The organism is Streptomyces sp. C (assembly GCF_000158895.1).
GTDB lineage: Bacteria > Actinomycetota > Actinomycetes > Streptomycetales > Streptomycetaceae > Streptomyces > Streptomyces racemochromogenes.
Map to the genome: position 1 here is coordinate 3957006 of NZ_GG657750.1, position 21987 is coordinate 3978992.

Consider the following 21987-nt stretch of genomic DNA (forward strand, 5'->3'; position numbering starts at 1 on the left):
CGGGCCACGTACCCTTTTCTGTTGTGTCGAACGCCAACGAAGACAACCCCAGTGCCCTGAGTCAGGTGCAGCGCCGCGCGGTCAGTGAACTGCTGCGGGTCGCTCCTGTCGCCGACGAGCTCGGACGCCGGTTCCAGGAGGCGGGCTTCCGCCTCGCCCTGGTCGGCGGGTCCGTCCGGGACGCGCTGCTCGGGCGTCTCGGTAACGACCTCGACTTCACCACCGACGCGCGCCCCGAGGCGGTGCTGAAGATCATGCGGCCCTGGGCGGACTCGCTCTGGGACGTCGGCATCGCCTTCGGCACCGTCGGGGCGCAGCGCGACGGGTTCCAGATCGAGGTCACGACGTACCGCTCCGAGGCGTACGACCGGACCTCGCGCAAGCCCGAGGTCTCCTACGGCGACTCCATCGAGGAGGACCTCGTCCGGCGGGACTTCACCGTCAACGCCATGGCCCTGGCCCTCCCGGAGCAGGAGTTCGTCGACCCGCACGGCGGCCTGGAGGACCTGGCCGCCGGCGTACTGCGGACGCCCGGGACCCCCGAGGACTCCTTCTCCGACGACCCGCTGCGCATGCTGCGCGCGGCCCGGTTCGCCGCTCAGCTGGACTTCGAGGTCGCGCCGGAGGTCGTGTCGGCCATGAAGGCGATGTCCGACCGGATCGAGATCGTCTCGGCCGAGCGCGTGCAGGGCGAGCTGAACAAGCTGCTGCTGTCCGCCCACCCCCGCAAGGGCCTGGGCCTGCTGGTGGACACCGGTCTCGCCGACCGGGTCCTGCCTGAGCTGCCCGCCCTGCGGCTGGAGCGTGACGAGCACCACCGGCACAAGGACGTCTACGACCACTCGCTGATCGTCCTGGAGCAGGCGATCGACCTGGAGGAGGACGGCCCGGACCTGGTGCTGCGGCTGGCCGCCCTGCTGCACGACATCGGCAAGCCCCGGACCCGCCGCTTCGAGAGCGACGGCCGCGTCTCCTTCCACCACCACGAGGTGGTGGGCGCGAAGATGACCAAGAAGCGCATGACGGCGCTGAAGTACTCCAACGAGATGGTCAGGGACGTGTCCCGGCTGGTGGAGCTGCACCTGCGCTTCCACGGGTACGGGGACGGCGAGTGGACGGACTCGGCGGTCCGGCGCTACGTCCGCGACGCGGGCCCGCTGCTCGACCGGCTGCACAAGCTGACCCGGTCGGACTGCACCACGCGCAACAAGCGCAAGGCCAACGCCCTGTCCCGTACCTATGACGGCCTGGAGGAGCGCATCGCGCAGCTCCAGGAACAGGAGGAGCTGGACTCGATCCGCCCCGACCTGAACGGGAACGAGATCCAGCAGATCCTGGAGATCGGCCCCGGCCCGCTGGTGGGCAAGGCCTACGCGTTCCTGCTGGAGCTGAGGCTGGAGAACGGCCCGATGGACCGTGAGGCTGCGGTCGCGGCGCTCAAGGAGTGGTGGGCGGCTCAGGCTCCCCCGGCCTGACGCCTGGTCCACGGCGGCGATGTTTCACGTGAAACATCGCCGCCGGGTCGTCACCGGGAGATGTTTCACGTGAAACGCCGCCGCAGGAAGCCGGCCGTGGCCGCGTAGAGCAGGGCCACGCTGACGAGCAGGGCGACGGACCTGCCGTCGGTCGGGAGCATGAGGGAGGCCACGGCGGCCGCCCCGACGAAGGCGACGTTGAAGAGCACGTCGTAGACGGAGAAGACCCGGCCCCGGAACTCGTCATCGACCCGGGACTGCAGGACCGTGTCGGTGGAGATCTTGGCGCCCTGGGTGGCGAGGCCGAGGACGAAGGCGGCGACGAGCATCGGCCCGGGCGCGAAGAACAGCCCGAGCGCGGGCACCAGCAGGGCCGAGGCCGCCGCGCAGGCGACGATCCAGCCCAGTGGCCCGAAACGGTGCACCAGCCAGGGGGTGACGAGGGCGGCCGCGAAGAAGCCGGCCCCGGACACCCCGACGGCGATCCCCAGCAGGGCCAGCCCGTCGGACTCGTTGTCGGACCAGGAGTAGCGGCAGAGCATCAGCAGCATCACGGTCAGGGCGCCGTAGCAGAACCGCATCAGGGTCATCGCGGTCAGTGCCCGCGCGGCCTCCCGGCGGGCGACCAGGTGCCTGAGGCCCTCGGCCATGCCCCGGACCGTGAGGGCGATCCCTTCGAGGAGCGAGGGATGCTCGGGCCCGCCCCGGTGGTCGGGCCCCAGGAGCCCGATGGCCAGGCGGAGGGAGACCAGGGCCGCGAACAGGTAGAGGGTGGCGCCGAGCAGGACCACGAGGGCGTTGGACCCCGAGGCCAGCAGCCGAACGAGGAAGGCCAGCCCGCCTCCGGCGACCGCCGCGAGCGTGCCGGCGGTGGGTGAGAGGGCGTTCGCGGTGACCAGCTGGTCGGCCCGCACGACGTGGGGCAGGGACGCGGCGAGCCCGGCGAGGACGAAGCGGTTGACCGCCGTCACGGACAGGGCCGAGGCGTAGAAGAGCCAGTCGGGGACGTGGACGACGATCAGTACGGCGGTCACGCAGGCGAGCAGGGCCCGCAGCAGGTTGCCGTAGAGGAAGACCTGGCGCCGGCGCCACCGGTCCAGCAGCACTCCGGCGAAGGGCCCGATGGCCGAGTAGGGCAGCAGCAGCACCGCCATGGCGGAGGCGATGGCCGCCGGCGAGGTCTGCTTCTCGGGGGAGAAGACCACGTAGGTGGCGAGCGCGACCTGGTAGACGCCGTCGGCCGCCTGCGAGAACAGCCGCACGGCGAGCAGGTTGCGGAAGTCCCTCAGGCGCAGGAGTACGCGCAGATCACCTACGACGGGCATGAGGGCAAGGGTCACACACACCGAGGGTCCCCGGACACATCGTCCGGGGACCCTCGGTGGAAGAACGGTCGAAGACCAGGTGTCCGGAGGACCCTTGGCGCGACTAGCGCTCGACCTCGCCCTTGATGAACTTCTCGACGTTGGCGTAGGCCTCGTCGTCGAAGTACTGGACCGGCGGGGACTTCATGAAGTAGCTGGAGGCCGACAGGATCGGGCCGCCGATGCCCCGGTCCTTGGCGATCTTCGCAGCGCGCAGCGCGTCGATGATGACACCGGCGGAGTTCGGGGAGTCCCACACCTCGAGCTTGTACTCGAGGTTCAGCGGGACGTCGCCGAACGCGCGGCCCTCGAGGCGGACGTAGGCCCACTTGCGGTCGTCGAGCCACGCCACGTAGTCGGACGGACCGATGTGGACGTTCTTCTCGCCGAGCTCACGGTCGGGGATCTGCGAGGTGACGGCCTGCGTCTTGGAGATCTTCTTCGACTCCAGGCGCTCGCGCTCGAGCATGTTCTTGAAGTCCATGTTGCCGCCGACGTTGAGCTGCATGGTGCGCTCGAGACGGACACCGCGGTCTTCGAACAGCTTCGCCATCACGCGGTGCGTGATGGTGGCGCCGACCTGGGACTTGATGTCGTCGCCGACGATCGGGACACCGGCCTCGGTGAACTTGTCGGCCCACTCCTTGGTGCCGGCGATGAAGACCGGGAGGGCGTTGACGAAGGCGACCTTGGCGTCGATGGCGCACTGCGCGTAGAACTTCGCGGCCTCTTCGGAACCGACCGGGAGGTAGCAGACGAGGACGTCGACCTGACGGTCCTTGAGGATCTGCACCACGTCGACCGGGGCCTCGGCGGACTCCTCGATGGTCTGGCGGTAGTACTTGCCCAGACCGTCGAAGGTGTGGCCGCGCTGGACGGTCACGCCCGAGTTCGGGACGTCGCAGATCTTGATGGTGTTGTTCTCGCTGGCGCCGATGGCGTCCGAGAGGTCGAGGCCGACCTTCTTCGCGTCGACGTCGAAAGCGGCGACGAACTCGACGTCACCCACGTGGTACTCGCCGAACTGGACGTGCATCAGACCGGGGACCTTGGACGCCGGGTCGGCGTCCTTGTAGTACTCGACGCCCTGCACCAGCGAGGCGGCGCAGTTGCCCACGCCGACGATGGCTACGCGAACCGAACCCATTCCGGTTGCTCCCTGTTTGTTCTCGGAACGAGGCCTGCGAGATACAGGCCTCACTTTGCAGTTTCGTCGGGCGGTCCGGGTCGTCTCCGATCCCGTCCCGCCCGCTCGCTCTCGATGAGCTCGTTGAGCCAGCGCACTTCACGCTCGACGGATTCCATGCCGTGCCGCTGCAGTTCGAGCGTGTAGTCGTCCAGGCGCTCCCGTGTACGGGCGAGCGAGGCGCGCATCTTCTCCAGGCGCTCTTCCAGCCGGCTGCGACGGCCCTCCAGTACCCGCATCCGCACGTCCCGCTCGGTCTGACCGAAGAAGGCGAAGCGGGCGGCGAAGGACTCGTCCTCCCATGTGTCGGGGCCGGTGTGGGAGAGGAGCTCTTCGAAGTGCTCCTTACCTGCTGCCGTCAACCGGTAGACGATCTTGGCGCGGCGCCCTGCGAGTGAAGCGGCGAGAGCGTCTTCCGGGGCGTTCCCCGGTTCTTCGATCAACCAGCCGTTCGCGACCAGAGTCTTGAGGCAGGGGTAGAGAGTGCCGTAGCTGAACGCCCTGAACACCCCCAGCGAGGTGTTGAGCCGCTTGCGGAGCTCGTAACCGTGCATGGGGGATTCGCGAAGCAGGCCGAGGACGGCGAACTCGAGGATGCCGGAGCGCCTGCTCATCCGCCTCCCCCTCTCCGCTTCGGAGTTTATGTCGAGCTGATGTATCGGCTCGATACATCCAGACGATAGAACGGGCCGCTCGAACCGACAAGCGGTGACGGGGTGACCGGCGTCACATCACCGATTCGCACGACGCAAGTTGCCTGATTTGGGGTGAACTTCGGCACTGGTTGGGTTTTGGCCGTGCGTAGGCTGTGCGGCAGGACCACCGGGGGGAACCGGAATCACCTGCCGCTTCCAGGCCACTCGCCTGCCCGAGGAGTAGTCGTTCGATGAGCGAGCACCGCCGTAAACCGCCGCAGCCCCAGGGCGGCGGCCGCGCCGCGCCCCGTAGGGCCGTCCCACAGCGCCCCGGCCGTGGCGCCGGACCCGGCCGCGACGTCCCCGCGGCACCGCCCGGCGGACCGTATCCGGAAGCCGGGGCGCACGGGAGCCGAGCCGATGCCCGCCGGGCCGCCCAGCGGGGCCCCGCCGGCCGCGGACGCGCAGGTGGGAAGGGGGGCAGGGGCGGAAAGGGCGGCGGCCGGTTCATCGACTACCCGCGCGCCGGCAAGGTCGGCTGGAAGCGCTTCGTGCCCTCCTGGAAGCTGGTCGGCGGTACCTTCCTGGGGTTCTTCGCAGTGATCTTCGCGGGGGCCGGCATCGGCATCGCCAGCGTGGGCACCCCCGACGTGAACAAGGCCGCCAAGGCGCAGAACAACGTCTTCCAGTGGGCCGACGGCACCCAGATGGTCGCCACCGGGGGCACGACGAACCGGCAGATCGTCCCGATCGACCAGATCCCCCTGTCCATGCGGAACGCGGTGATCGCGGCCGAGAACGAGTCGTTCGAGACGGACAAGGGCGTCGATCCGATGGGCATCGCGCGCGCCGTGGTGAACATGGCGACCGGCGGCTCCACCCAGGGCGGCTCGACCATCACCCAGCAGTACGTCAAGAACACCTACCTCGACTCGGAGCAGACCCTCAAGCGCAAGGTCACCGAGCTCTTCATCGCGATCAAGCTGGGCGTCAGCGAGGAGAAGGACGTCGTCCTCGCCGGCTACCTGAACACCGCCTACTACGGGCGGGACGCCTACGGCATCCAGGCCGCCGCCCGTGCCTACTTCGGCAAGGACGCCAAGGACCTCAACCCGTCCGAGAGCGCCTTCCTCGCCTCCATGCTCAAGGGCCCGAACCTCTACAACCCGGACGGCGGCATCGGTCCCGCGGCCACCCCCGAGGCCAACGAGAAGCGTGCCCGGCTCCGCTGGGCCTGGGTGCTCGACCGCGAGGTCGCCGTGGGGCGCATGGCGCAGTCCGAACGGGACAAGTACAAGGAGTTCCCCGCCCGGGTGGACTCCGAGCAGGCCCGCGGGATGTCCGGCCAGACCGGCTACCTCGTCGAGGTGGCCAAGCAGTACGTCATGAAGACCACCGGCATCACCGCCGAGAAGATGGCGCTCGGCGGCTACACGATCACCACCACCTTCGAGAAGCCCAGGGTGGACGCCCTGGTCAAGGCGGTGGAGGACACCCGCAACGACTTCCTCGACGAGAAGAAGCGGCCCCAGTACGACACCTACGTGCAGTTCGGCGCCGCCTCCGTGGACGTGAAGACCGGGGCGATCGTGGCCCTGTACGGCGGGCCCGGCTGGGACCACAAGTACTTCGCCAACAACGCCAACACCTCCGGCGTTCCCGTCGGCTCGACCTGGAAGCCGTACGTCCTCGCGGCCGCCATGCAGTACGGCACGCAGAACTCCAAGGGCTCGGGCATCTCGGTCGACAGCAAGTACAACGCCGACGACCGCACCGTGATCAACGACCGCTCGGGCAAGCCGCTGCTCGGCTCCGACGGCCAGCCGTTCCGGCAGAAGAACGAGAGCGAGTACCCGTACGGCTACGTGACCCTGAACGAGGCGATGGAGAAGTCCATCAACGTGCCGTTCGCCCAGCTCGTCTTCGACGTCGGCCACAGCAAGGTCCGGGAGGTCGCGAAGGCGACCGGGATCCTGGAGGAGTCGATGGACAAGAACAACAACGCCTCCTTCGCCCTCGGCACCTCGACGCCCAGCGCCATCCGCATGGCCGACTCCTACGCCACCTTCGCCGCCTCCGGCACCCACCGGGAGCCCTTCTCGGTGAAAAAGGTCGTCAAGGACGGCAAGGAGGTGCCCGGCTTCGAGCCGCCCAAGGAGTCCCGCGCCATGGACGACTCCATCGCGGACAACGTCACCAAGGTCCTGCGCAACGTCGTCGAGAACGGTACCGGCACCAAGGCGAAGAAGCTGGGCCGCCCCGCGGCCGGCAAGACCGGTACCACCGACCAGAACAAGTCGGCCTGGTTCGTCGGCTACACCCCGGAGCTGTCCACCTCGGTCACCCTCTTCCGCAACGACCCGACCTCCAAGAACAAGGAGCTCATGTCGATGAACCACGTGGGCGGGGTCGACTCCATCCACGGTGGTGACATCCCGGCGGCCATCTGGACCGAGTACATGCGCGAGGCCCTCAAGGGCACCCCGGTCAAGCAGTTCCCGGAAGCCGAGGACATCGGCGTCATCGCCGACGCGGCCGGCGCCCCCCAGCCCACCCCCTCGGCCGTACCGTCGCCCTCCGTCTCGGTGTCGCCCTCGCCCAGCACCTCGCCCTCGGTGTCCCCGTCGCCGTCCGGCCACGGCAAGCCGAGCTGCAAGCCCAGGCCCTGGAACCTGAACTGCGACCCGACGGTCACCGGCGGCGCGAACGCGGGAACCGACGCCGGAACCGGCCCCGGCGGCTCCCAGGACGGCGGCACCACCACCATGCCCACCGCGACCACACGTCCCGGCCGCCCGGGCGGATCGAGCAACTGGGGCAGCATCATGGGCGCCTCCGGCTGACCCGGTCCCCGTACCGCACCCGAGAGGGCCGTCGCACACCGTGCGGCGGCCCTCCCCCGTGTACGCCGCGGTACGGCAGGATGGGCGCCATGACCAAGGTGCACGAGGACCGTCCCGTACCGCCCACCCAGCACGACGAGGTCGCCGCCGCCGGCAGCGAGTTCATCGGGGGCCCGGTCGGACGCCGCGCCCGGCTGGGCGGCCACTGGCTGAGCCCGGTCCGCGTCGTGGTCCTGGTGGTCCTCGGCATGTTCGCGCTGGGCATGGTCCAGAAGCTGCCCTGCTACGACTGGGCCTGGTTCCGGGGAGCGGGCTCGCAGTACACCCACGCCTGCTACTCCGACATCCCGCACCTGTACTCCGCCCGCGGCTTCGCCGACGGCCTCGTGCCCTACCGCGACCAGTTCCCGGACATCGTGACCGACCCGAAGTACGGCGGCATGCAGTACCTGGAGTACCCGGTGCTCACCGGGGCCTTCATGCAGGTCGCCGCCTGGATGACGCCCGGCGCCGGCTCCGTCCAGCACCGCGAGCAGATGTACTGGATGGTCAACGCGGGCATGCTGATGGCCTGCGCCGCCGTCATCGCCGTCTGCGTCGCCCGCACCCACCGCCGCAGGCCCTGGGACGCCCTGCTCCTCGCCCTGGCACCGGCCTTCGCCCTCAACGCCACCATCAACTGGGACCTGCCGGCGGTGGCCCTCACCGCCGTCGCGATGCTGATGTGGTCGCGCGGCCGGCCCCTGCTCGCCGGCGTCTTCATCGGCCTGGCGACGGCGGCCAAGCTCTACCCCGTCCTGCTGCTCGGCGTGCTCTTCGTGCTCTGCTGGCGGGCCGGGAAGTGGCGGGCGTTCGGCGCCGCGGCCCTCGGCGCGGCCGCGTCCTGGCTCCTGGTGAACGGACCGGTCATGTACTTCGCCTGGAACGGCTGGAAGCGGTTCTACGAGTTCAGCCAGGAGCGGCCCATCGACTTCGGCTCCGTCTGGCTGCTGATCTCCCAGCGCACCGGCAACCCCCTCGAAGGGGCCAACACCTACGCGACCGGGCTCACCCTCCTGCTCTGCCTCGCCATCGGGCTGCTCACCCTCACGGCCCCCAGGCGACCGCGCTTCGCCCAGCTGGCCTTCCTGGTCGTCGCCGCCTTCATCCTGGCCAACAAGGTGTACTCGCCGCAGTACGTGCTGTGGCTCGTCCCGCTCGCAGCGCTGGCCCGCCCCCGTTGGCGGGACTTCCTGATCTGGCAGGCGGGCGAGATCGCGTACTTCCTCGGCATCTGGTTCTACCTCGCCTACACGACCAGCGGGGACAAGCACCAGGGCCTGCCCCTGGAGGGCTACCAGCTGGCCATCAGCGCCCACCTGCTGGCCACGCTGTACCTGTGCGCCGTCGTCGTACGCGACATCCTGCTGCCCGAGCGCGACGTCGTACGGCGCGACGGCTCGGACGACCCCTCCGGCGGTGTCCTGGACGGGGCCGAGGACGCCTTCACCCTCTCGGAAAAGGCGAAGGCGCCGCGGTACGCGGCGCCTTCGGAGGGACAGCGGGTCGCCTGGGGCGTGGACCCCAGGGACTGACCGGGCAGGCGGGCCCGGGGACCGGGGACCGGCTCAGGAGTCGAGCACCCGGTCGAACTGCGTCGTGGTGTGGCGCAGGTGGGCCACCAGCTCGTCGCCCACCTTCGGCTCGGTCGCGTCCGAGGGCACGAACAGGATCGACACCTGCATGTGCGGCGGCTCGGCGAACCAGCGCTGCTTGCCCGCCCAGACGAAGGGCGACAGGTTCCGGTTGACCGTGGCCAGACCGGCCCGGGCGACGCCCTTGGCGCGCGGCATCATCCCGTGGAGGGCCTTGGGGGCCTCCAGACCCACACCGTGGGAGGTGCCGCCCGCGACCACGACCAGCCAGCCGTCGGAGGCGGCCTTCTGCTGGCGGTAGCCGAAGCGGTCGCCCTTGGCGACCCGGGTGACGTCCAGGACCGAGCCCCGGTACTGGGTCGCGTCGTGGTCGCCCAGCCACAGGCGGGTACCGATGCGGGCCCGGAAGCGGGTCTGCGGGAACTGCTGCTGGAGCCGCGCCAGCTCCTCGGCCCGCAGGTGGCTGACGAACATGGTGTGCAGCGGCAGCCGGGCCGCGCGCAGCCGGTCCATCCAGCCGATGACCTCCTCGACGGCGTCCGAGCCGTCGGGGCGGTCCAGCGGCAGGTGCAGGGCGAAGCCCTCCAGCCGGACGTCCTCGATCGCCGACTGGAGCAGGCCGAGGTCCTGCTCGGAGATGCCGTGGCGGCGCATCGAGCTCATGCACTCGATGACCACGCGGGCCCCGACCAGGCCGCGGACCCCGTCCACCGAGGCCACCGAGCGGATCACCCGGTCGGGCAGCGGCACCGGGTCCTCACCCCGCCGGAACGGGGTGAGGACGAGCAGGTCGCCACCGAAGTGGTCCTTGATGCTCGCGGCTTCGTACGTCGTGCCGACGGCCAGGATGTCGGCGCCCATCCGGGTCGCCTCCTCGCACAGCCGCTCGTGGCCGAAGCCGTAGCCGTTGCCCTTGCAGACCGGGATCAGACCGGGGAACTGATCCGTGATCTGCTTCTGGTGCGCACGCCAGCGCGCGGTGTCGACGTAGAGCGTGAGCGCCATGCCCGTCCGGAACCTCTCTCGAAAAACAGCTGGGTCAGCGGCGCGACATGTAGATGTCGAGCGCCTTGTGCAGCACCTTGTTGAGCGGGAAGTCCCACTCGCCGACGTACTCGACGGCCTCGCCGCCCGTACCGACCTTGAACTGGATCAGGCCGAACAGGTGGTCGTTCTCGTCCAGCGTGTCAGAGATGCCGCGCAGGTCGTAGACGCTGGCACCCAGCGCGTACGAATCGCGCAGCATGCGCCACTGCATCGCGTTCGAGGGGCGGACCTCGCGCTTGTGGTTCGCGGAGGCACCGTACGAGTACCAGACGTGCTGCCCGACGGTGATCATCGTGGCGGCGGCCAGCGGCTCACCCTCGTGCTTGGCGATGTACAGGCGCATGCGGTTGGGGTCCTCGGAGTTGAGGGCCGTCCACTGGCGCTGGAAGTAACTGAGCGGGCGCGGGCGGAACTTGTCGCGCTCGGCGGTGATCTCGTAGAGGTACTGCCAGGTCGGCAGGTCCTCGTAGCCGCCCTGGACGACCTCGACGCCGGCCTTCTCGGCCTTCTTGATGTTGCGGCGCCACAGCTGGTTGAAGCCCTTCAGGACGTCGTCCAGGGAGCGGTTGGCCAGCGGGACCTGGAAGACGTAGCGGGGCTGGACGTCGCCGAAGCCGGCGCCGCCGTCCTCGCCCTGCTGCCAGCCCATGCGGCGCAGCTTGTCGGACACCTCGAAGGCGCGCGGCTCGATGTGCGAGGCCTCGACGTCGCGCAGGCGCTTGACCTCGGGGTCCTGGATGCCGGCCTTGATGGCGGCCGAGTTCCAGCGGCGGATGACGACGGGCGGACCCATCTTCACGGTGAAGGCGCCCTGCTGCTTGAGGTGGGCCAGCATCGGCTGGAGCCACTCGTCCAGGTTCGGGGCGTACCAGTTGATGACCGGGCCCTCGGGGAGGTACGCGAGGTACCGCTTCACCTTGGGCAGCTGGCGGTACAACACGAGCGCGACACCGACGAGTTCGCCGTTCTTGTCGAACCAGCCGAGGTTCTCCGAACGCCACTCGTTCTTGACGTCGGCCCATGCCGGGACCTGGCAGTGGCTAGCCGAAGGCAGGCTCTGGAGGTACGCCAGATGCTGCTCTCGGCTGATGGTGCTCAGGGACAGGCTCATGCGGGGTGTCTCCTCCGGCGGCTTCGCTGCTATGGCGCGAAGCCTACTGCGACGGTGGCGCCACCCATCTGGGGGACAGGCCGGTGCCTGGGCCGGAGGGAGGCCGGCGCCCCGTCGCGGAGGTCCCCCGGTCAGCCCAGCCAGCCGCCGAAGAGGCCGCCGTGCGCCATTCCGAGCATGAAGCCGATGGCAGACGCGCCAAGGCCGATGATCAGCGCGAAGCGTTCGCGGGTGGTGGCGGAGATGAACTGTCCGTACAGCCCGGTCCCGATCCCGATCAGCCCGGCCCAGGAGCTGAGCAGGTGCAGATCGTGGAAGAACGCAGTGACGAACGCCACGGCGCCGAGGACCAGGGTGACCACCATGAGGGTGTCCTGGACGGGATGGGGCCTGCCGTCGGTGGAGAAGAGGGAGATCGGCGGGGGCGAGGACTGGCCGTGCATTGCCTGTGCCATCGGAAGGCACCTCCTGGCTGACGCAGAGCGGTGCGCGGCACCGCCTCCGGCCTGGGGCGGGGGGCACGGCACCGGACACACCCGATGGATACAGATTGTGGACCTCTCCTGCCGGATTTCAACCGGAAGGACGCGAGCAGGTAGTCTGTACAGCTGCGCGGTGTCTGCTCTCGGACGCCGTGCACACGCATCACGACCCTCCTGCCACGGAACGACCGTGGCCGCTGAGTCCAAAGGAGGTGGGTTCCACATGCGTCACTACGAAGTGATGGTCATCCTCGACCCCGATCTCGAGGAGCGCGCTGTCGCCCCCCTGATCGAGAACTTCCTTTCCGTCGTCCGTGAGGGCAACGGAAAGGTCGAGAAGGTCGACACCTGGGGCCGTCGTCGTCTCGCTTACGAGATCAAGAAGAAGCCCGAGGGCATCTACTCGGTCCTCGACCTGCAGGCCGAGCCTGCGGTCGTCAAGGAGCTCGACCGCCAGATGAACCTGAACGAGTCGGTTCTCCGGACCAAGGTCCTCCGCCCCGAGACCCACTGAACTCCGGTTCAGCGGTAATCGGGACCGAGTAGCACAGCAGCCCAGCAGCAATCCCCGCCGAGAGGTTCATCCATGGCAGGCGAGACCGTCATCACGGTCGTCGGCAATCTCGTCGACGACCCCGAGCTGCGCTTCACCCCCTCGGGTGCGGCGGTCGCGAAGTTCCGTGTCGCGTCCACCCCCCGCACCTTCGACCGTCAGACCAACGAGTGGAAGGACGGCGAGAGCCTGTTCCTGACCTGCTCGGTGTGGCGGCAGGCGGCTGAGAACGTCGCCGAGTCCCTTCAGCGGGGCATGCGCGTCATCGTGCAGGGCCGGCTGCGGCAGCGGTCCTACGAGGACCGTGAGGGTGTCAAGCGCACGGTCTACGAGCTGGACGTCGAGGAAGTCGGCCCCAGTCTGAAGAACGCCACGGCCAAGGTCGCCAAGACCACCGGTCGCGGTGGCCAGGGTGGATACGGCGGCGGTCAGCAGCAGCAGGGCGGTGGCGGCGGCTGGGGCGGAGCCCCCAGCAACGGGCCCCAGGGCGGCGGAGCTCCCTCCGACGACCCGTGGGCGTCCAGCGCGCCGGCCGGCGGCCAGCAGGGCGGCGGCGGGGGCGGCTGGGGCGGAAGCTCCGGCGGCTCCGGCGGCGGCTACTCGGACGAGCCGCCCTTCTAGGGCAGCTCCATCCAAACTTCTTGATCACACAGGAGAGACACAATGGCGAAGCCGCCTGTGCGCAAGCCTAAGAAGAAGGTCTGCGCGTTCTGCAAGGACAAGACCGCGTACGTGGACTACAAGGACACGAACATGCTGCGGAAGTTCATTTCCGACCGCGGCAAGATCCGTGCCCGCCGCGTTACCGGCAACTGCACGCAGCACCAGCGTGACGTCGCCACGGCCGTGAAGAACAGCCGTGAGATGGCGCTGCTGCCCTACACGTCCACCGCGCGATAAGGAAAGGGTGACCGACTAATGAAGATCATCCTGACCCACGAGGTCTCTGGCCTCGGCACCGCCGGCGATGTCGTCGACGTCAAGGACGGTTACGCTCGCAACTACCTGGTCCCGCGTGGTTTCGCGATCCGCTGGACCAAGGGTGGCGAGAAGGACGTGGCGCAGATCCGCCGCGCCCGCAAGATCCACGAGATCGCGACCATCGAGCAGGCCAACGAGGTCAAGGCCCAGCTCGAGGGCGTGAAGGTCCGTCTGGCCACCCGCGCGGGTGACGCCGGTCGTCTCTTCGGTTCCGTCACCCCGGCCGACATCGCTTCCGCGGTCGAGGCTTCCGGTGGCCCGAAGGTCGACAAGCGTCGCGTGGAGCTGGGCTCCCCGATCAAGACCCTCGGTTCGTACCAGGTCTCCGTGCGTCTGCACGCCGAGGTCGTCGCGAACGTGGGCATCGAGGTCGTCGCCGCCTAAGGGCAGCGCATGAAGGGCCGCACCCTCCGGGGTGCGGCCCTTCGTCGTTCCCGGGATGCCGCCGGGGATGTTTCACGTGAAACATCCCCCGTCACGGGGAGGCTCTCACGCCAGGGTCATCGGGTGGCTCCCGCGACCAGCCAGCGGCCTGAGCGGGCGCGTAGCTGGAGGGTGGCCATCCGGACGAACATCATCAGCGTCATGGCCCACCAGAGCGCCGTCAGCCCGCCTCCCAGGGCGGGGACCATGAGCGCGGCCGGGGCGAAGACGGCCAGGGTCAGCAGCATCGCCCAGGCGAGGTAGCGGCCGTCGCCGGCCCCCATCAGCACTCCGTCCAGGACGAAGACGACGCCGCAGACCGGCTGGGCCAGGGCCACGACGAGCAGGGCGGGCAGCAGTGCGTCCTCGACCACGGGGTCGCCGGTGAACAGCGGGATGAACACCGGACGTGCGAGGACGACCAGCAGGCCCAGGACGACGCCCGAGACCCCACCCCACGTCACCATCCGTCGGCAGACGGCCTTCGCCCCCTCGGTGTCGCCGGCCCCCAGGTAGCGGCCGATGATGGCCTGCCCGGCGATGGCGATCGCGTCGAGGGCGAAGGCGAGCAGGCTCCAGAGGGACAGCAGGATCTGGTGGGCCGCGATGTCGGCGTCCCCCAGCCGGGCCGCCACGGCGGTCGCGATCATCAGGATCGCGCGCAGGGACAGCGTGCGGACCAGCAGCGGCACGCCGGCCTGGGCGCAGGCGCGGATCCCGGCCGCATCGGGTCGCAGCGAGGCACCGTGGCGCCGGGCGCCGCGGACGACCACGAAGAGGTACGCGCCGGCCATGGCGCACTGGGCGATGACCGTGCCCCAGGCCGATCCCGCGATGCCGAGGCCGGCGCCGTAGACCAGGGCCACGTTGAGGGCGCCGTTGAGGGTGAAGCCGCCGATGGCCACGTAGAGCGGTGTACGGGTGTCCTGGAGGCCGCGGATGACCCCGGTGGCCGCCAGGACCACGAGCATGGCGGGGATGCCGAGCGCGGATATTCGAAGATACGTTTCTGCGTAAGGGGCGGCGGTCTCCGAGGCCCCGAAGAGGGAGACCAGGCCGGGTGCGCTGAGCAGGACCGCGACGAGGACCGCGGTGCCGAGCAGGAGGGCGAGCCAGATGCCGTCCATGCCCTGCCGGATGGCGGCCTGGAGGTCGCCGGCGCCGACGCGCCGGGCCACGGCCGCGGTGGTGGCGTAGGCGAGGAAGACGAAGACGCTCACGGCTGTGGTCAGGAGCGCCGCCGCGACGCCGAGGCCGGCCAGCTGGGGGGTGCCGAGATGTCCCACGACGGCGCTGTCGGCCATCACGAAGAGCGGCTCGGCCACGAGGGCGCCGAAGGCCGGCACGGCGAGTGCGAGGATCTCGCGGTCGTGCCGTCTCGCGGGCGGCTTCGCGGTGGTGGGGGCCTGTGTCATGTGCTCAATCTAATCTTCCACAGGTAATGGATACAAGGCTATTTGGATCCTTACCAAGCCTCTGACTTGGGCGTTCTTTCCGGCCCGCTGGGGGCGATCTTGAGACAGTGGCCAAGAATTTTCTCCACTGCCGCCCGGAGAAGACGAAAGTGCAGGTCAGGCCGGGTGTGTGGCGGGGGCGGGTGATTTTGTCCACAGCGTCGTCCCCCGGTCTGTGCACAGCTTCGGGCGACTTACCCACAGCATTGGCTCCGTCGTCCACATCTCATCCACACAGCCTGTGGATAACAAGATTGGCTGACGTCGCTCGCGGCCCTACCGTTGGGCGTTGCCCGACGCGCCCACAGCCGTCTCGGGTGTCCCAAATGTCAGAGCCGTGTCGTAGAAAGATTGCCACGGCGAGGTCCGCGTTGCGGACGGGAGGAGGTGGCCCGGTGAGCATGCCCGAGCCCATGGACGACCCCTGGGCCGACAGTGGTCCCAGTGACCGTCTGCCCGCCCGCTCGCGCCGGGGCGGCGAAGGCCGTGGCCGCGGGGACGACCAGCAGGACCGGGGCCGCGAGGGCGGCTCCTGGGACGGCGGAGGAGGCGGCTTCGAGCGGGTCCCGCCGCAGGACCTGGACGCCGAGCAGTCGGTGCTCGGCGGCATGCTGCTGTCCAAGGACGCGATCGCCGACGTGGTCGAGGTCCTCAAGGGCCACGACTTCTACCGGCCCTCGCACGAGACGATCTACCAGGCCATCCTCGACCTGTACGCGAAGGGCGAGCCCGCCGACCCGATCACGGTCGGCGCCGAGCTGACCCGCCGCGGCGAGATCAGCAAGGTCGGCGGCGCCTCGTACCTGCACACCCTGGTGCAGTCCGTGCCGACCGCGGCGAACGCCGAGTACTACGCGGAGATCGTCCACGAACGGGCCGTCCTCCGTCGCCTCGTCGCGGCCGGTACGAAGATCACGCAGATGGGCTACGCGGCGGACGGCGACGTCGACGAGATCGTCAACAGCGCCCAGGCCGAGATCTACGCGGTCACCGAGCAGCGGACCTCCGAGGACTACCTGCCGCTGGGCGACATCATGGAGGGCGCGCTCGACGAGATCGAGGCGATCGGCTCGCGCTCCGGCCAGATGTCCGGCGTGCCGACCGGCTTCACCGACCTCGACTCCCTGACCAACGGCCTGCACCCGGGCCAGATGATCGTCATCGCCGCCCGTCCCGCCATGGGCAAGTCGACGCTCGCGCTGGACTTCGCCCGCGCCTGCTCCATCAAGAGCAACCTGCCGAGCGTCATCTTCTCCCTCGAAATGGGCCGCAACGAGATCGCCATGCGCCTGCTCTCGGCCGAGGCCCGGGTGGCGCTGCACCACATGCGCTCGGGCACCATGACCGACGACGACTGGACCCGGCTCGCCCGCCGGATGCCGGACGTCTCGGCCGCCCCGCTGTACATCGACGACTCCCCCAACCTGTCGATGATGGAGATCCGGGCCAAGTGCCGCCGGCTCAAGCAGCGCAACGACCTCTCCCTCGTCGTCATCGACTACCTCCAGCTGATGCAGTCGGGCGGCTCGCGCCGGCCCGAGAGCCGCCAGCAGGAGGTCTCGGACATGTCCCGAAACCTCAAGCTGCTGGCCAAGGAGCTCGAGGTGCCGGTGATCGCGCTCTCCCAGCTGAACCGTGGCCCCGAGCAGCGCACCGACAAGAAGCCGATGGTCTCCGACCTGCGTGAATCCGGCTCGATCGAGCAGGACGCCGACATGGTGATCCTGCTGCACCGTGAGGACGCGTACGAGAAGGAGTCGCCCCGCGCGGGCGAGGCGGACCTGATCGTGGCCAAGCACCGAAACGGTCCGACGGCCACCATCACGGTGGCCTTCCAGGGCCATTATTCGCGGTTCGTGGACATGGCCAACACGTAGCATCCGATCATGGACGCGCTCTCTGAAGACCTGGAACTGCTCCCCGCCACCCGGCGTGCCCTGCGGCACCGGGTAGCCGTCGCCCAGCGCGAGGGCCGGTCCCCTTCGCTGGTGGCGGCCGTCGTACGCGGCGGGGAGGTGGTCTGGGAGGGCTCCCGGACCTGCGTGGAGGGCCACGGACCGGACGGCGACGTGCAGTACCGGATCGGCTCGATCACCAAGACCTTCACCGCCGTCCTGGTGATGCGGCTGCGGGACGAGGGCCTGCTGGACCTGTCGGACCCGCTGGGCAAGCACCTGCCCGGGAGCGGTGCGGACGAGGTGACCATCGCCCAGCTGCTGGCCCACACCTCGGGTCTCGGAGCGGAGACGCCGGGCGAGTGGTGGGAGCGCTCGTCGGCGGCGCTGCGGCCGGAGCTCGCGGACGTGCTCGGCGAGGAGCCGTTCAAGCACGTGCCGGGGACCCGGTTCCACTACTCCAACCCCGGTTACACCCTGCTGGGTGCGCTCGTGGAGGCGCTCCGGGGCAAGCCGTGGGAGGAAGTGCTGCGCGCCGAGGTGCTGGAGCCGCTGGGGCTCGGCCGGACGAGCGGTCTGCCGCAGGCTCCGCACGCGGGCGGCTGGGCGGTGCACCCGTGGGCGGACGTGATGATGCCGGAGCCGTCCGAGGACCTGGGGCTGATGGCGGCGGCCGGTCAGCTCTGGTCCACCACCGGTGACCTGGCCCGCTTCGCGCGGCTGCTGATGCGGGGCGACGACCGGGTGCTGAGTGCCGGGAGCGTACGGGAGATGCGTACGTCGGTGGCGCCCCCGGAGCCCGGCTCCGCCGACCTCGGCTACGGTCTGGGACTCCAGCTGGCGGACCAGGGCGGGCGCAGGCTGGTGGGGCACGGCGGTTCGCTGCCCGGGTTCGTCGCGGGCCTCTGGTTCAGCGAGGCGGACGACGTGGCGGCGGTCGTACTGGCCAACTGCACCTCGGGCGTGCCGGCCTCCACGGTGGCCGCCGACCTCGTCGCGATCGTCTCGGAAGCGGAGCCGCGCATCCCCGAGCCCTGGCGTCCGTTCAAGGAGGACGACCAGGTGCCGCTGGAGCTGTGCGGCCCCTGGTACTGGGGTACTTCGGCCCAGGTCCTGCGGCTGAACCAGGACGGCTCGCTGGAACTGAGCCCGGTCGGCGCCACCGGCCGCCCGGCCCGGTTCCGCGCCGAACCGGACGGCACCTGGACCGGCCTGACGGGCTACTACGCGGGCGAGACGCTGCGGGCGGTCAGGCGCGAGGACGGCTCCGTGAGCCACCTCGACCTCGCGTCGTTCGTCTTCACGCGCGAGCCCTACGACCCGGCGGCCCCGGTGCCCGGCGGGGCGGACCCGCAGGGCTGGCGCGGCGTCGGCTGACGCCAGGCAGGGCCGCTGACGCCCGGCAGGGCCGCTGGCCCGGCCCGGCTCAGGCGACGAGTTCGCGCTCCAGCGGGGTGCGGAAGCGGGGCGTGATGCGGGCGTCGCCCACCCACTCCGCGAGCCGGGCCGCCTCTGCGGCGACCGCCTGCTCGGCGGCCCGGCCGGGATCGCCCAGCAGCCGCCAGACGATCTCCCCGTCGGAGCGCTGGGCCCAGCCCCCGACGATCTCGCCGTTCCACCACACGGTCGGCCCGATGTTGCCCGCGTAGTCGAACAGGGCAGGACGGTGGGCGGGGTCGAGGTGGAAGCCCCGGTCCGCCCAGCCCATGGCACTGGGGTCGAGGCCGGGGAGCAGCGCGGCCCACGGTCCCGGGGCCGGCTCGGGCCCGGTATCACCGGGGCAGACGAGCGCGGTGCCGCCGTCGTCGAGGCGGACCTGCTCGGGGCCCACGGCGGCCAGGGCCTTGCGTACGTCGGTGAGGCTCCAGCCGGTCCACCACTTCAGGTCGGCCTCGGTGGCCGGGCCGTACGCGTGGAGCCAGCGGCGGGCGAGTTCGGCACGGGCCTCGGCGGCGGGCACTGCCGACCACGGCTGCGTGTGCACCCACCGGAACTGGCTGGACGTCCACGTCCCGCGCGGCCGGTCCCGCCGGATGCGGCCGTCGGCTGCCAGGAGGCGGATGACCCGGGTGGCCACACCGGTCTCGGTCTCGTACTTCTTGCCCCGGCCGATGGTGATCTTCTGCCGCAGGGCGGGCACCGCCGCGGAGAGCTGGCTGCCCGTCGCGGAGCCCAGGGCGTCGAGCGTCTCGAGGGCGGCGGCCTCGGCCCCCGCCAGCCAGTCGGCGTCGAGCCCCTGACCGTCGTCCGCGAGGTGCTTGAGGAGGGTCCGGCGTTCCTTCGCCGCGATGCCCCGGGCGGTGGACGAGTCCACGTACGGGGCCAGTTCCGTGGAGACGGCGAAGAGGGTGTTGCGCATGCTGAGCATGCGGACGAGGCTGACGTCCCCGTACAGGGCCTGTTCGACCGCGGCGGGCCCTCCGTCGGCCAGCCGGGCGCGGAGGGAGAGGAAGACGGTCGCGGCGTCCGTGGCGTGCAGGGCGACGACCGCGTCCGCGGCCCGGGCCGGGGTGGCGGCGCGGACGGAGGGGGCCAGGCGGTGCCGGCGGCCCAGCCGGTGGCGGCGCTCGGCGGTGGTGATGACGGGAAGGCCGGTGCTCATCCTCCCGATCGTAGGCCGGGCCGCCGACAGCGGCCCGGCCCTTGCTCAGCCGCTCAGAGCTGGAGCTTGAACCCCACGTGGGAGGCCGTGAAACCGAGCCGCTCGTAGAACCGGTGGGCGTCCGTGCGGGTCACGTCCGAGGTGAGCTGCACCAACACACAGCCCTCCTGCCGGGACCGCTCGACCGCCCATTCGATGAAGCGGGTCCCGAGGCCGCTGCCGCGCTCGTCGGCGTGGATCCGGACGCCTTCGATGATGGACCGGGTGGTGCCCTTGCGGGACAGGCCGGGGACGATCGTGAGCTGGAGGGTGCCCACGACGCGCTCGGCGCGGACCGCGACGACGACGTGCTGGTGGGGGTCGTCGGTCAGCCGCTTCAGGGCCGCAGCGTACGGGGCCAGGTCGTCCGGGGACTCGCGGGTGGCGCCGAGCGGGTCGTCGGCGAGCATGGCGACGATGTCGGGCAGGTCGGCCTCGGTGGCCGGCCGGATGGTGAGCTCGGGGGCTGCGGTCATGGGAGTTCTCCTCGTTTTCAGCCGGCCGCGACGGTGAGCGGGGCCCAGCGGCGGGACCAGTCGCCGGGGAGGCCCGGGATGTCCCTGGTCATGACGGCGTTGAAGGCCACGGAGCCCAGTCCGCGCTCCTTGAGCCACACGAGGAGTTCCTCGTGGCGCACGTCCACGTCGGTGCGCAGGTCCCGTCCGGTGCCGGCGGCCAGCTCGGACACCAGGGCCTTGGCGGTGGCGGTGTCGCGCGCGATCAGGGGGCCGACGACATGGGTGTCCATGTTGGGCCAGATCGAGGCGTAGCCGATGAGTGCCCCGGAGCGGTCCTCGGCGACGAGCAGCCTGTCGGTGAAGGCCGGGAGCCGGGCGATGAGGTGGGTCCGGTCGGTGCCGAACACCTCGGTGTCCAGCCGGACGATCCCCTGGAGGTCCTCGGCGGAGGCCGGGCGGACGTGGACACCGACGGGGTCGGCGGCGGCCCCGTCCGGCTCGGGGCGGAAGGCGCCCCGGAGCATCTCGGCGCGGCCGGTGGTGTCGAAGCCGAGCTCCTCGTAGAGCGGGCGGCCGTACGGGGTGGCGTGCAGGGTGAGCGGGACGCCGGCGAGTACGTCGTCGCACACGTGCTTCATGAGGTGCCGGCCCAGGCCCTGGCGGGCGTACCGGTCAGCGACGAGGACCATCCCGATGGCGGCGAGGTCGGGCTTCGCTCCGGGGTCTCCGTACCGGGTGACGACGCAGGCCGCGGCGAGTCCGCGGCCGTCGGGCGCGTCGATCCCGTAGCCGTCGCCGGCGGCGAGGAGCAGCCCCCACTTGTGGTCCTCGCGCGGCCAGCCGCGGTCTTCGGACAGGTCGGCGCAGTGACGGAGGTCTTCCGTGGTCAGTGCGCGGATCGGCAGATCGGTGAGCGGTGGTGGTGTCACCGGCCCAGATTGGATCATCGGCTCGTGGGGAGTCCAGAGAATTGAGGGATCAGCGGATCGAGGGATCAGCGAACCGAAGGATCCGGGGAGGGATCCGGGGAGGGATCAGGGCAGCCGATGTTTCACGTGAAACATCGGCTTCGTTCGACCGAGCGGATAGCCTCGGCAGCTATGACTTCGCTGCACCTGTTCGACCTCGACGGCACCCTGATGTACGGCTCGGCAGCACCGGTGGAGATCTCCCGGCAGCTCGGGGTGGACACCGAGATCGCCGAGCTGGAGCGGGCCTTCAGTGCCCGGGAGATCGGCCCGCACGAGTTCTCGGTCGCGGCCCGGGAGCTGTGGCACGAGCTGACGCCCGCGCACGTCCGGGCGGCCTTCGACGGATCGCCCTGGCTGGTGGGCATCCAGGAGGTCTGGACGGAGATCCGGGAACGCGGTGACTACTGCGCGGTGATCTCGCTGTCCCCCTCGTTCTTCGTGGAGCTGCTGCTGGAGTGGGGGGCACACGCCGCGCACGGCTCGGTCTTCCCGGCGGTGCCCTTCACCGCGCCGGTCGACGTGGCCGGGATCCTGACGCCGGAGCGCAAGGTGGAGGTCGCGGACTCGCTGTGCGCGCGGTTCGGAGTGGGCCGGGCCGACTGTGTCGCGTACGGGGACTCGATGACCGACGCGGTGCTCTTCGAGGTGGTGCCCCGCTCGGTCGCGGTGAACGCGCGCCCCTACCTGGCGGCCCGGGCCACGCACGTCTACCAGGGCCGTGACCTCCGGGAGGCATACCAGCTCCTGGGCGCGGCGCGCCCGGGAGTCGAGGCATCTTAAGGGGAAAAGGGGGTTCGAAACCCCGTTTCCTCCATTCCTCCGCCGCGCTCTCGG

General features: G+C 70.3%; 20 protein-coding genes. 10 read left to right on the plus strand and 10 right to left on the minus strand.

Annotation, left to right across the window (positions count from 1 at the left end):
• The first annotated feature begins 23 nt into the window (after positions 1–23).
• Positions 24–1475, plus strand: coding sequence for a CCA tRNA nucleotidyltransferase (locus SSNG_RS17705; protein WP_007265245.1), 1452 nt, complete (start codon positions 24–26; stop codon positions 1473–1475).
• A gap of 65 nt (positions 1476–1540) precedes the next feature.
• On the opposite strand, the gene SSNG_RS17710 is transcribed toward SSNG_RS17705, so the two are convergent.
• The 3 genes from SSNG_RS17710 to SSNG_RS17720 form a co-directional block, all read right to left on the minus strand.
• Entirely contained in the window at positions 1541–2800 is a 1260-nt protein-coding gene (locus SSNG_RS17710) for an MFS transporter (RefSeq protein ID WP_042801257.1), read from the minus strand.
• Between the two features lie 103 nt (positions 2801–2903).
• Positions 2904–3986 (minus strand): inositol-3-phosphate synthase, encoded by a 1083-nt coding sequence (locus tag SSNG_RS17715; protein WP_007265247.1) that lies wholly within the window; start codon positions 3984–3986, stop codon positions 2904–2906.
• 50 nt (positions 3987–4036) lie between these two features.
• The gene (locus tag SSNG_RS17720) at positions 4037–4639 is read right to left on the minus strand and encodes a PadR family transcriptional regulator (RefSeq protein ID WP_007265248.1); all 603 of its coding nucleotides are present in this window, start codon (positions 4637–4639) and stop codon (positions 4037–4039) included.
• Positions 4640–5211: 572 nt separating this feature from the next.
• Between SSNG_RS17720 and SSNG_RS17725 the strand changes: the two genes are divergently transcribed.
• Together SSNG_RS17725 and SSNG_RS17730 are read left to right on the plus strand one after the other, a co-directional pair.
• Entirely contained in the window at positions 5212–7503 is a 2292-nt protein-coding gene (locus SSNG_RS17725) for a transglycosylase domain-containing protein (RefSeq protein WP_241695075.1), read from the plus strand.
• An 89-nt stretch (positions 7504–7592) separates the two neighbouring features.
• Complete coding sequence (locus tag SSNG_RS17730; protein ID WP_128637007.1) at positions 7593–9077, plus strand: glycosyltransferase 87 family protein; 1485 nt, start codon at positions 7593–7595, stop codon at positions 9075–9077.
• 33 nt (positions 9078–9110) lie between these two features.
• On the opposite strand, the gene SSNG_RS17735 is transcribed toward SSNG_RS17730, so the two are convergent.
• From SSNG_RS17735 to SSNG_RS17745, 3 genes are all read right to left on the minus strand, one after another.
• Entirely contained in the window at positions 9111–10142 is a 1032-nt protein-coding gene (locus tag SSNG_RS17735; RefSeq protein WP_007265251.1) for an alanine racemase, read from the minus strand.
• A 34-nt stretch (positions 10143–10176) separates the two neighbouring features.
• Positions 10177–11295 (minus strand): peptidoglycan bridge formation glycyltransferase FemA/FemB family protein, encoded by a 1119-nt coding sequence (locus SSNG_RS17740; RefSeq protein ID WP_007265252.1) that lies wholly within the window; start codon positions 11293–11295, stop codon positions 10177–10179.
• 131 nt (positions 11296–11426) lie between these two features.
• A complete protein-coding gene (locus SSNG_RS17745; RefSeq protein WP_042801259.1) occupies positions 11427–11750 on the minus strand; it encodes a hypothetical protein in 324 nt (107 codons plus the stop codon).
• Positions 11751–12000: 250 nt separating this feature from the next.
• On the opposite strand from SSNG_RS17745, the gene rpsF reads away from it, so the two are divergent.
• From rpsF to rplI, 4 genes are all read left to right on the plus strand, one after another.
• The gene (gene rpsF / locus SSNG_RS17750; protein ID WP_007265254.1) at positions 12001–12291 is read left to right on the plus strand and encodes a 30S ribosomal protein S6; all 291 of its coding nucleotides are present in this window, start codon (positions 12001–12003) and stop codon (positions 12289–12291) included.
• A gap of 72 nt (positions 12292–12363) precedes the next feature.
• Positions 12364–12951 (plus strand): single-stranded DNA-binding protein, encoded by a 588-nt coding sequence (locus SSNG_RS17755; protein WP_007265255.1) that lies wholly within the window; start codon positions 12364–12366, stop codon positions 12949–12951.
• 42 nt (positions 12952–12993) lie between these two features.
• Positions 12994–13230 carry a 30S ribosomal protein S18 gene (rpsR, locus tag SSNG_RS17760; RefSeq protein ID WP_005315025.1) on the plus strand — a complete coding sequence of 79 codons (237 nt, stop codon included), beginning with the start codon at positions 12994–12996 and terminating at the stop codon, positions 13228–13230.
• Positions 13231–13248: 18 nt separating this feature from the next.
• Positions 13249–13695: a 50S ribosomal protein L9 gene (gene rplI / locus SSNG_RS17765; protein WP_007265256.1), complete on the plus strand. Its 447-nt coding sequence runs from the start codon at positions 13249–13251 to the stop codon at positions 13693–13695.
• 116 nt (positions 13696–13811) lie between these two features.
• Here the strand turns inward: rplI and SSNG_RS17770 are convergent, their stop codons facing one another.
• Entirely contained in the window at positions 13812–15149 is a 1338-nt protein-coding gene (locus tag SSNG_RS17770) for an MATE family efflux transporter (protein ID WP_007265257.1), read from the minus strand.
• Positions 15150–15601: 452 nt separating this feature from the next.
• On the opposite strand from SSNG_RS17770, the gene dnaB reads away from it, so the two are divergent.
• Both dnaB and SSNG_RS17780 read left to right on the plus strand, forming a co-directional pair.
• Positions 15602–17065 (plus strand): replicative DNA helicase, encoded by a 1464-nt coding sequence (dnaB, locus tag SSNG_RS17775; RefSeq protein WP_042803698.1) that lies wholly within the window; start codon positions 15602–15604, stop codon positions 17063–17065.
• Positions 17066–17074: 9 nt separating this feature from the next.
• On the plus strand, positions 17075–18460 hold the full coding sequence (locus SSNG_RS17780; protein WP_007265259.1) for a serine hydrolase domain-containing protein: 1386 nt from the start codon (positions 17075–17077) through the stop codon (positions 18458–18460).
• Positions 18461–18509: 49 nt separating this feature from the next.
• Here SSNG_RS17780 and SSNG_RS17785 read toward each other — a convergent pair whose 3' ends face one another.
• From SSNG_RS17785 to SSNG_RS17795, 3 genes are read right to left on the minus strand one after another with little or no spacing between them, the layout of a single operon-like run.
• Positions 18510–19685, minus strand: a complete 1176-nt coding sequence (locus tag SSNG_RS17785; protein ID WP_007265260.1) for a winged helix DNA-binding domain-containing protein — start codon at positions 19683–19685, stop codon at positions 18510–18512.
• Between the two features lie 53 nt (positions 19686–19738).
• Positions 19739–20200, minus strand: a complete 462-nt coding sequence (locus SSNG_RS17790; protein WP_007265261.1) for a GNAT family N-acetyltransferase — start codon at positions 20198–20200, stop codon at positions 19739–19741.
• Positions 20201–20217: 17 nt separating this feature from the next.
• Positions 20218–21111 (minus strand): GNAT family N-acetyltransferase, encoded by an 894-nt coding sequence (locus SSNG_RS17795; RefSeq protein WP_007265262.1) that lies wholly within the window; start codon positions 21109–21111, stop codon positions 20218–20220.
• Between the two features lie 171 nt (positions 21112–21282).
• Here SSNG_RS17795 and SSNG_RS17800 point away from each other — a divergent pair, with 171 nt between their 5' ends.
• A complete protein-coding gene (locus SSNG_RS17800) occupies positions 21283–21933 on the plus strand; it encodes a haloacid dehalogenase-like hydrolase (RefSeq protein ID WP_007265263.1) in 651 nt (216 codons plus the stop codon).
• Positions 21934–21987: the final 54 nt, after the last annotated feature.

What these genes read in the sequence shown, in the direction of transcription:
- SSNG_RS17710 (WP_042801257.1), bottom strand. Translation starts at nt 2,800, where the DNA reads ATGCCCGTCGTAGGTGATCTGCGCGTACTCCTGCGCCTGAGGGACTTC.
- SSNG_RS17715 (WP_007265247.1), bottom strand. Translation starts at nt 3,986, where the DNA reads ATGGGTTCGGTTCGCGTAGCCATCGTCGGCGTGGGCAACTGCGCCGCC.
- SSNG_RS17720 (WP_007265248.1), bottom strand. Translation starts at nt 4,639, where the DNA reads ATGAGCAGGCGCTCCGGCATCCTCGAGTTCGCCGTCCTCGGCCTGCTT.
- SSNG_RS17730 (WP_128637007.1), top strand. Translation starts at nt 7,593, where the DNA reads ATGACCAAGGTGCACGAGGACCGTCCCGTACCGCCCACCCAGCACGAC.
- SSNG_RS17735 (WP_007265251.1), bottom strand. Translation starts at nt 10,142, where the DNA reads ATGGCGCTCACGCTCTACGTCGACACCGCGCGCTGGCGTGCGCACCAG.
- SSNG_RS17740 (WP_007265252.1), bottom strand. Translation starts at nt 11,295, where the DNA reads ATGAGCCTGTCCCTGAGCACCATCAGCCGAGAGCAGCATCTGGCGTAC.
- SSNG_RS17745 (WP_042801259.1), bottom strand. Translation starts at nt 11,750, where the DNA reads ATGGCACAGGCAATGCACGGCCAGTCCTCGCCCCCGCCGATCTCCCTC.
- rpsF (WP_007265254.1), top strand. Translation starts at nt 12,001, where the DNA reads ATGCGTCACTACGAAGTGATGGTCATCCTCGACCCCGATCTCGAGGAG.
- SSNG_RS17755 (WP_007265255.1), top strand. Translation starts at nt 12,364, where the DNA reads ATGGCAGGCGAGACCGTCATCACGGTCGTCGGCAATCTCGTCGACGAC.
- rpsR (WP_005315025.1), top strand. Translation starts at nt 12,994, where the DNA reads ATGGCGAAGCCGCCTGTGCGCAAGCCTAAGAAGAAGGTCTGCGCGTTC.
- rplI (WP_007265256.1), top strand. Translation starts at nt 13,249, where the DNA reads ATGAAGATCATCCTGACCCACGAGGTCTCTGGCCTCGGCACCGCCGGC.
- SSNG_RS17770 (WP_007265257.1), bottom strand. Translation starts at nt 15,149, where the DNA reads ATGACACAGGCCCCCACCACCGCGAAGCCGCCCGCGAGACGGCACGAC.
- dnaB (WP_042803698.1), top strand. Translation starts at nt 15,602, where the DNA reads ATGGACGACCCCTGGGCCGACAGTGGTCCCAGTGACCGTCTGCCCGCC.
- SSNG_RS17780 (WP_007265259.1), top strand. Translation starts at nt 17,075, where the DNA reads ATGGACGCGCTCTCTGAAGACCTGGAACTGCTCCCCGCCACCCGGCGT.
- SSNG_RS17785 (WP_007265260.1), bottom strand. Translation starts at nt 19,685, where the DNA reads ATGAGCACCGGCCTTCCCGTCATCACCACCGCCGAGCGCCGCCACCGG.
- SSNG_RS17790 (WP_007265261.1), bottom strand. Translation starts at nt 20,200, where the DNA reads ATGACCGCAGCCCCCGAGCTCACCATCCGGCCGGCCACCGAGGCCGAC.
- SSNG_RS17800 (WP_007265263.1), top strand. Translation starts at nt 21,283, where the DNA reads ATGACTTCGCTGCACCTGTTCGACCTCGACGGCACCCTGATGTACGGC.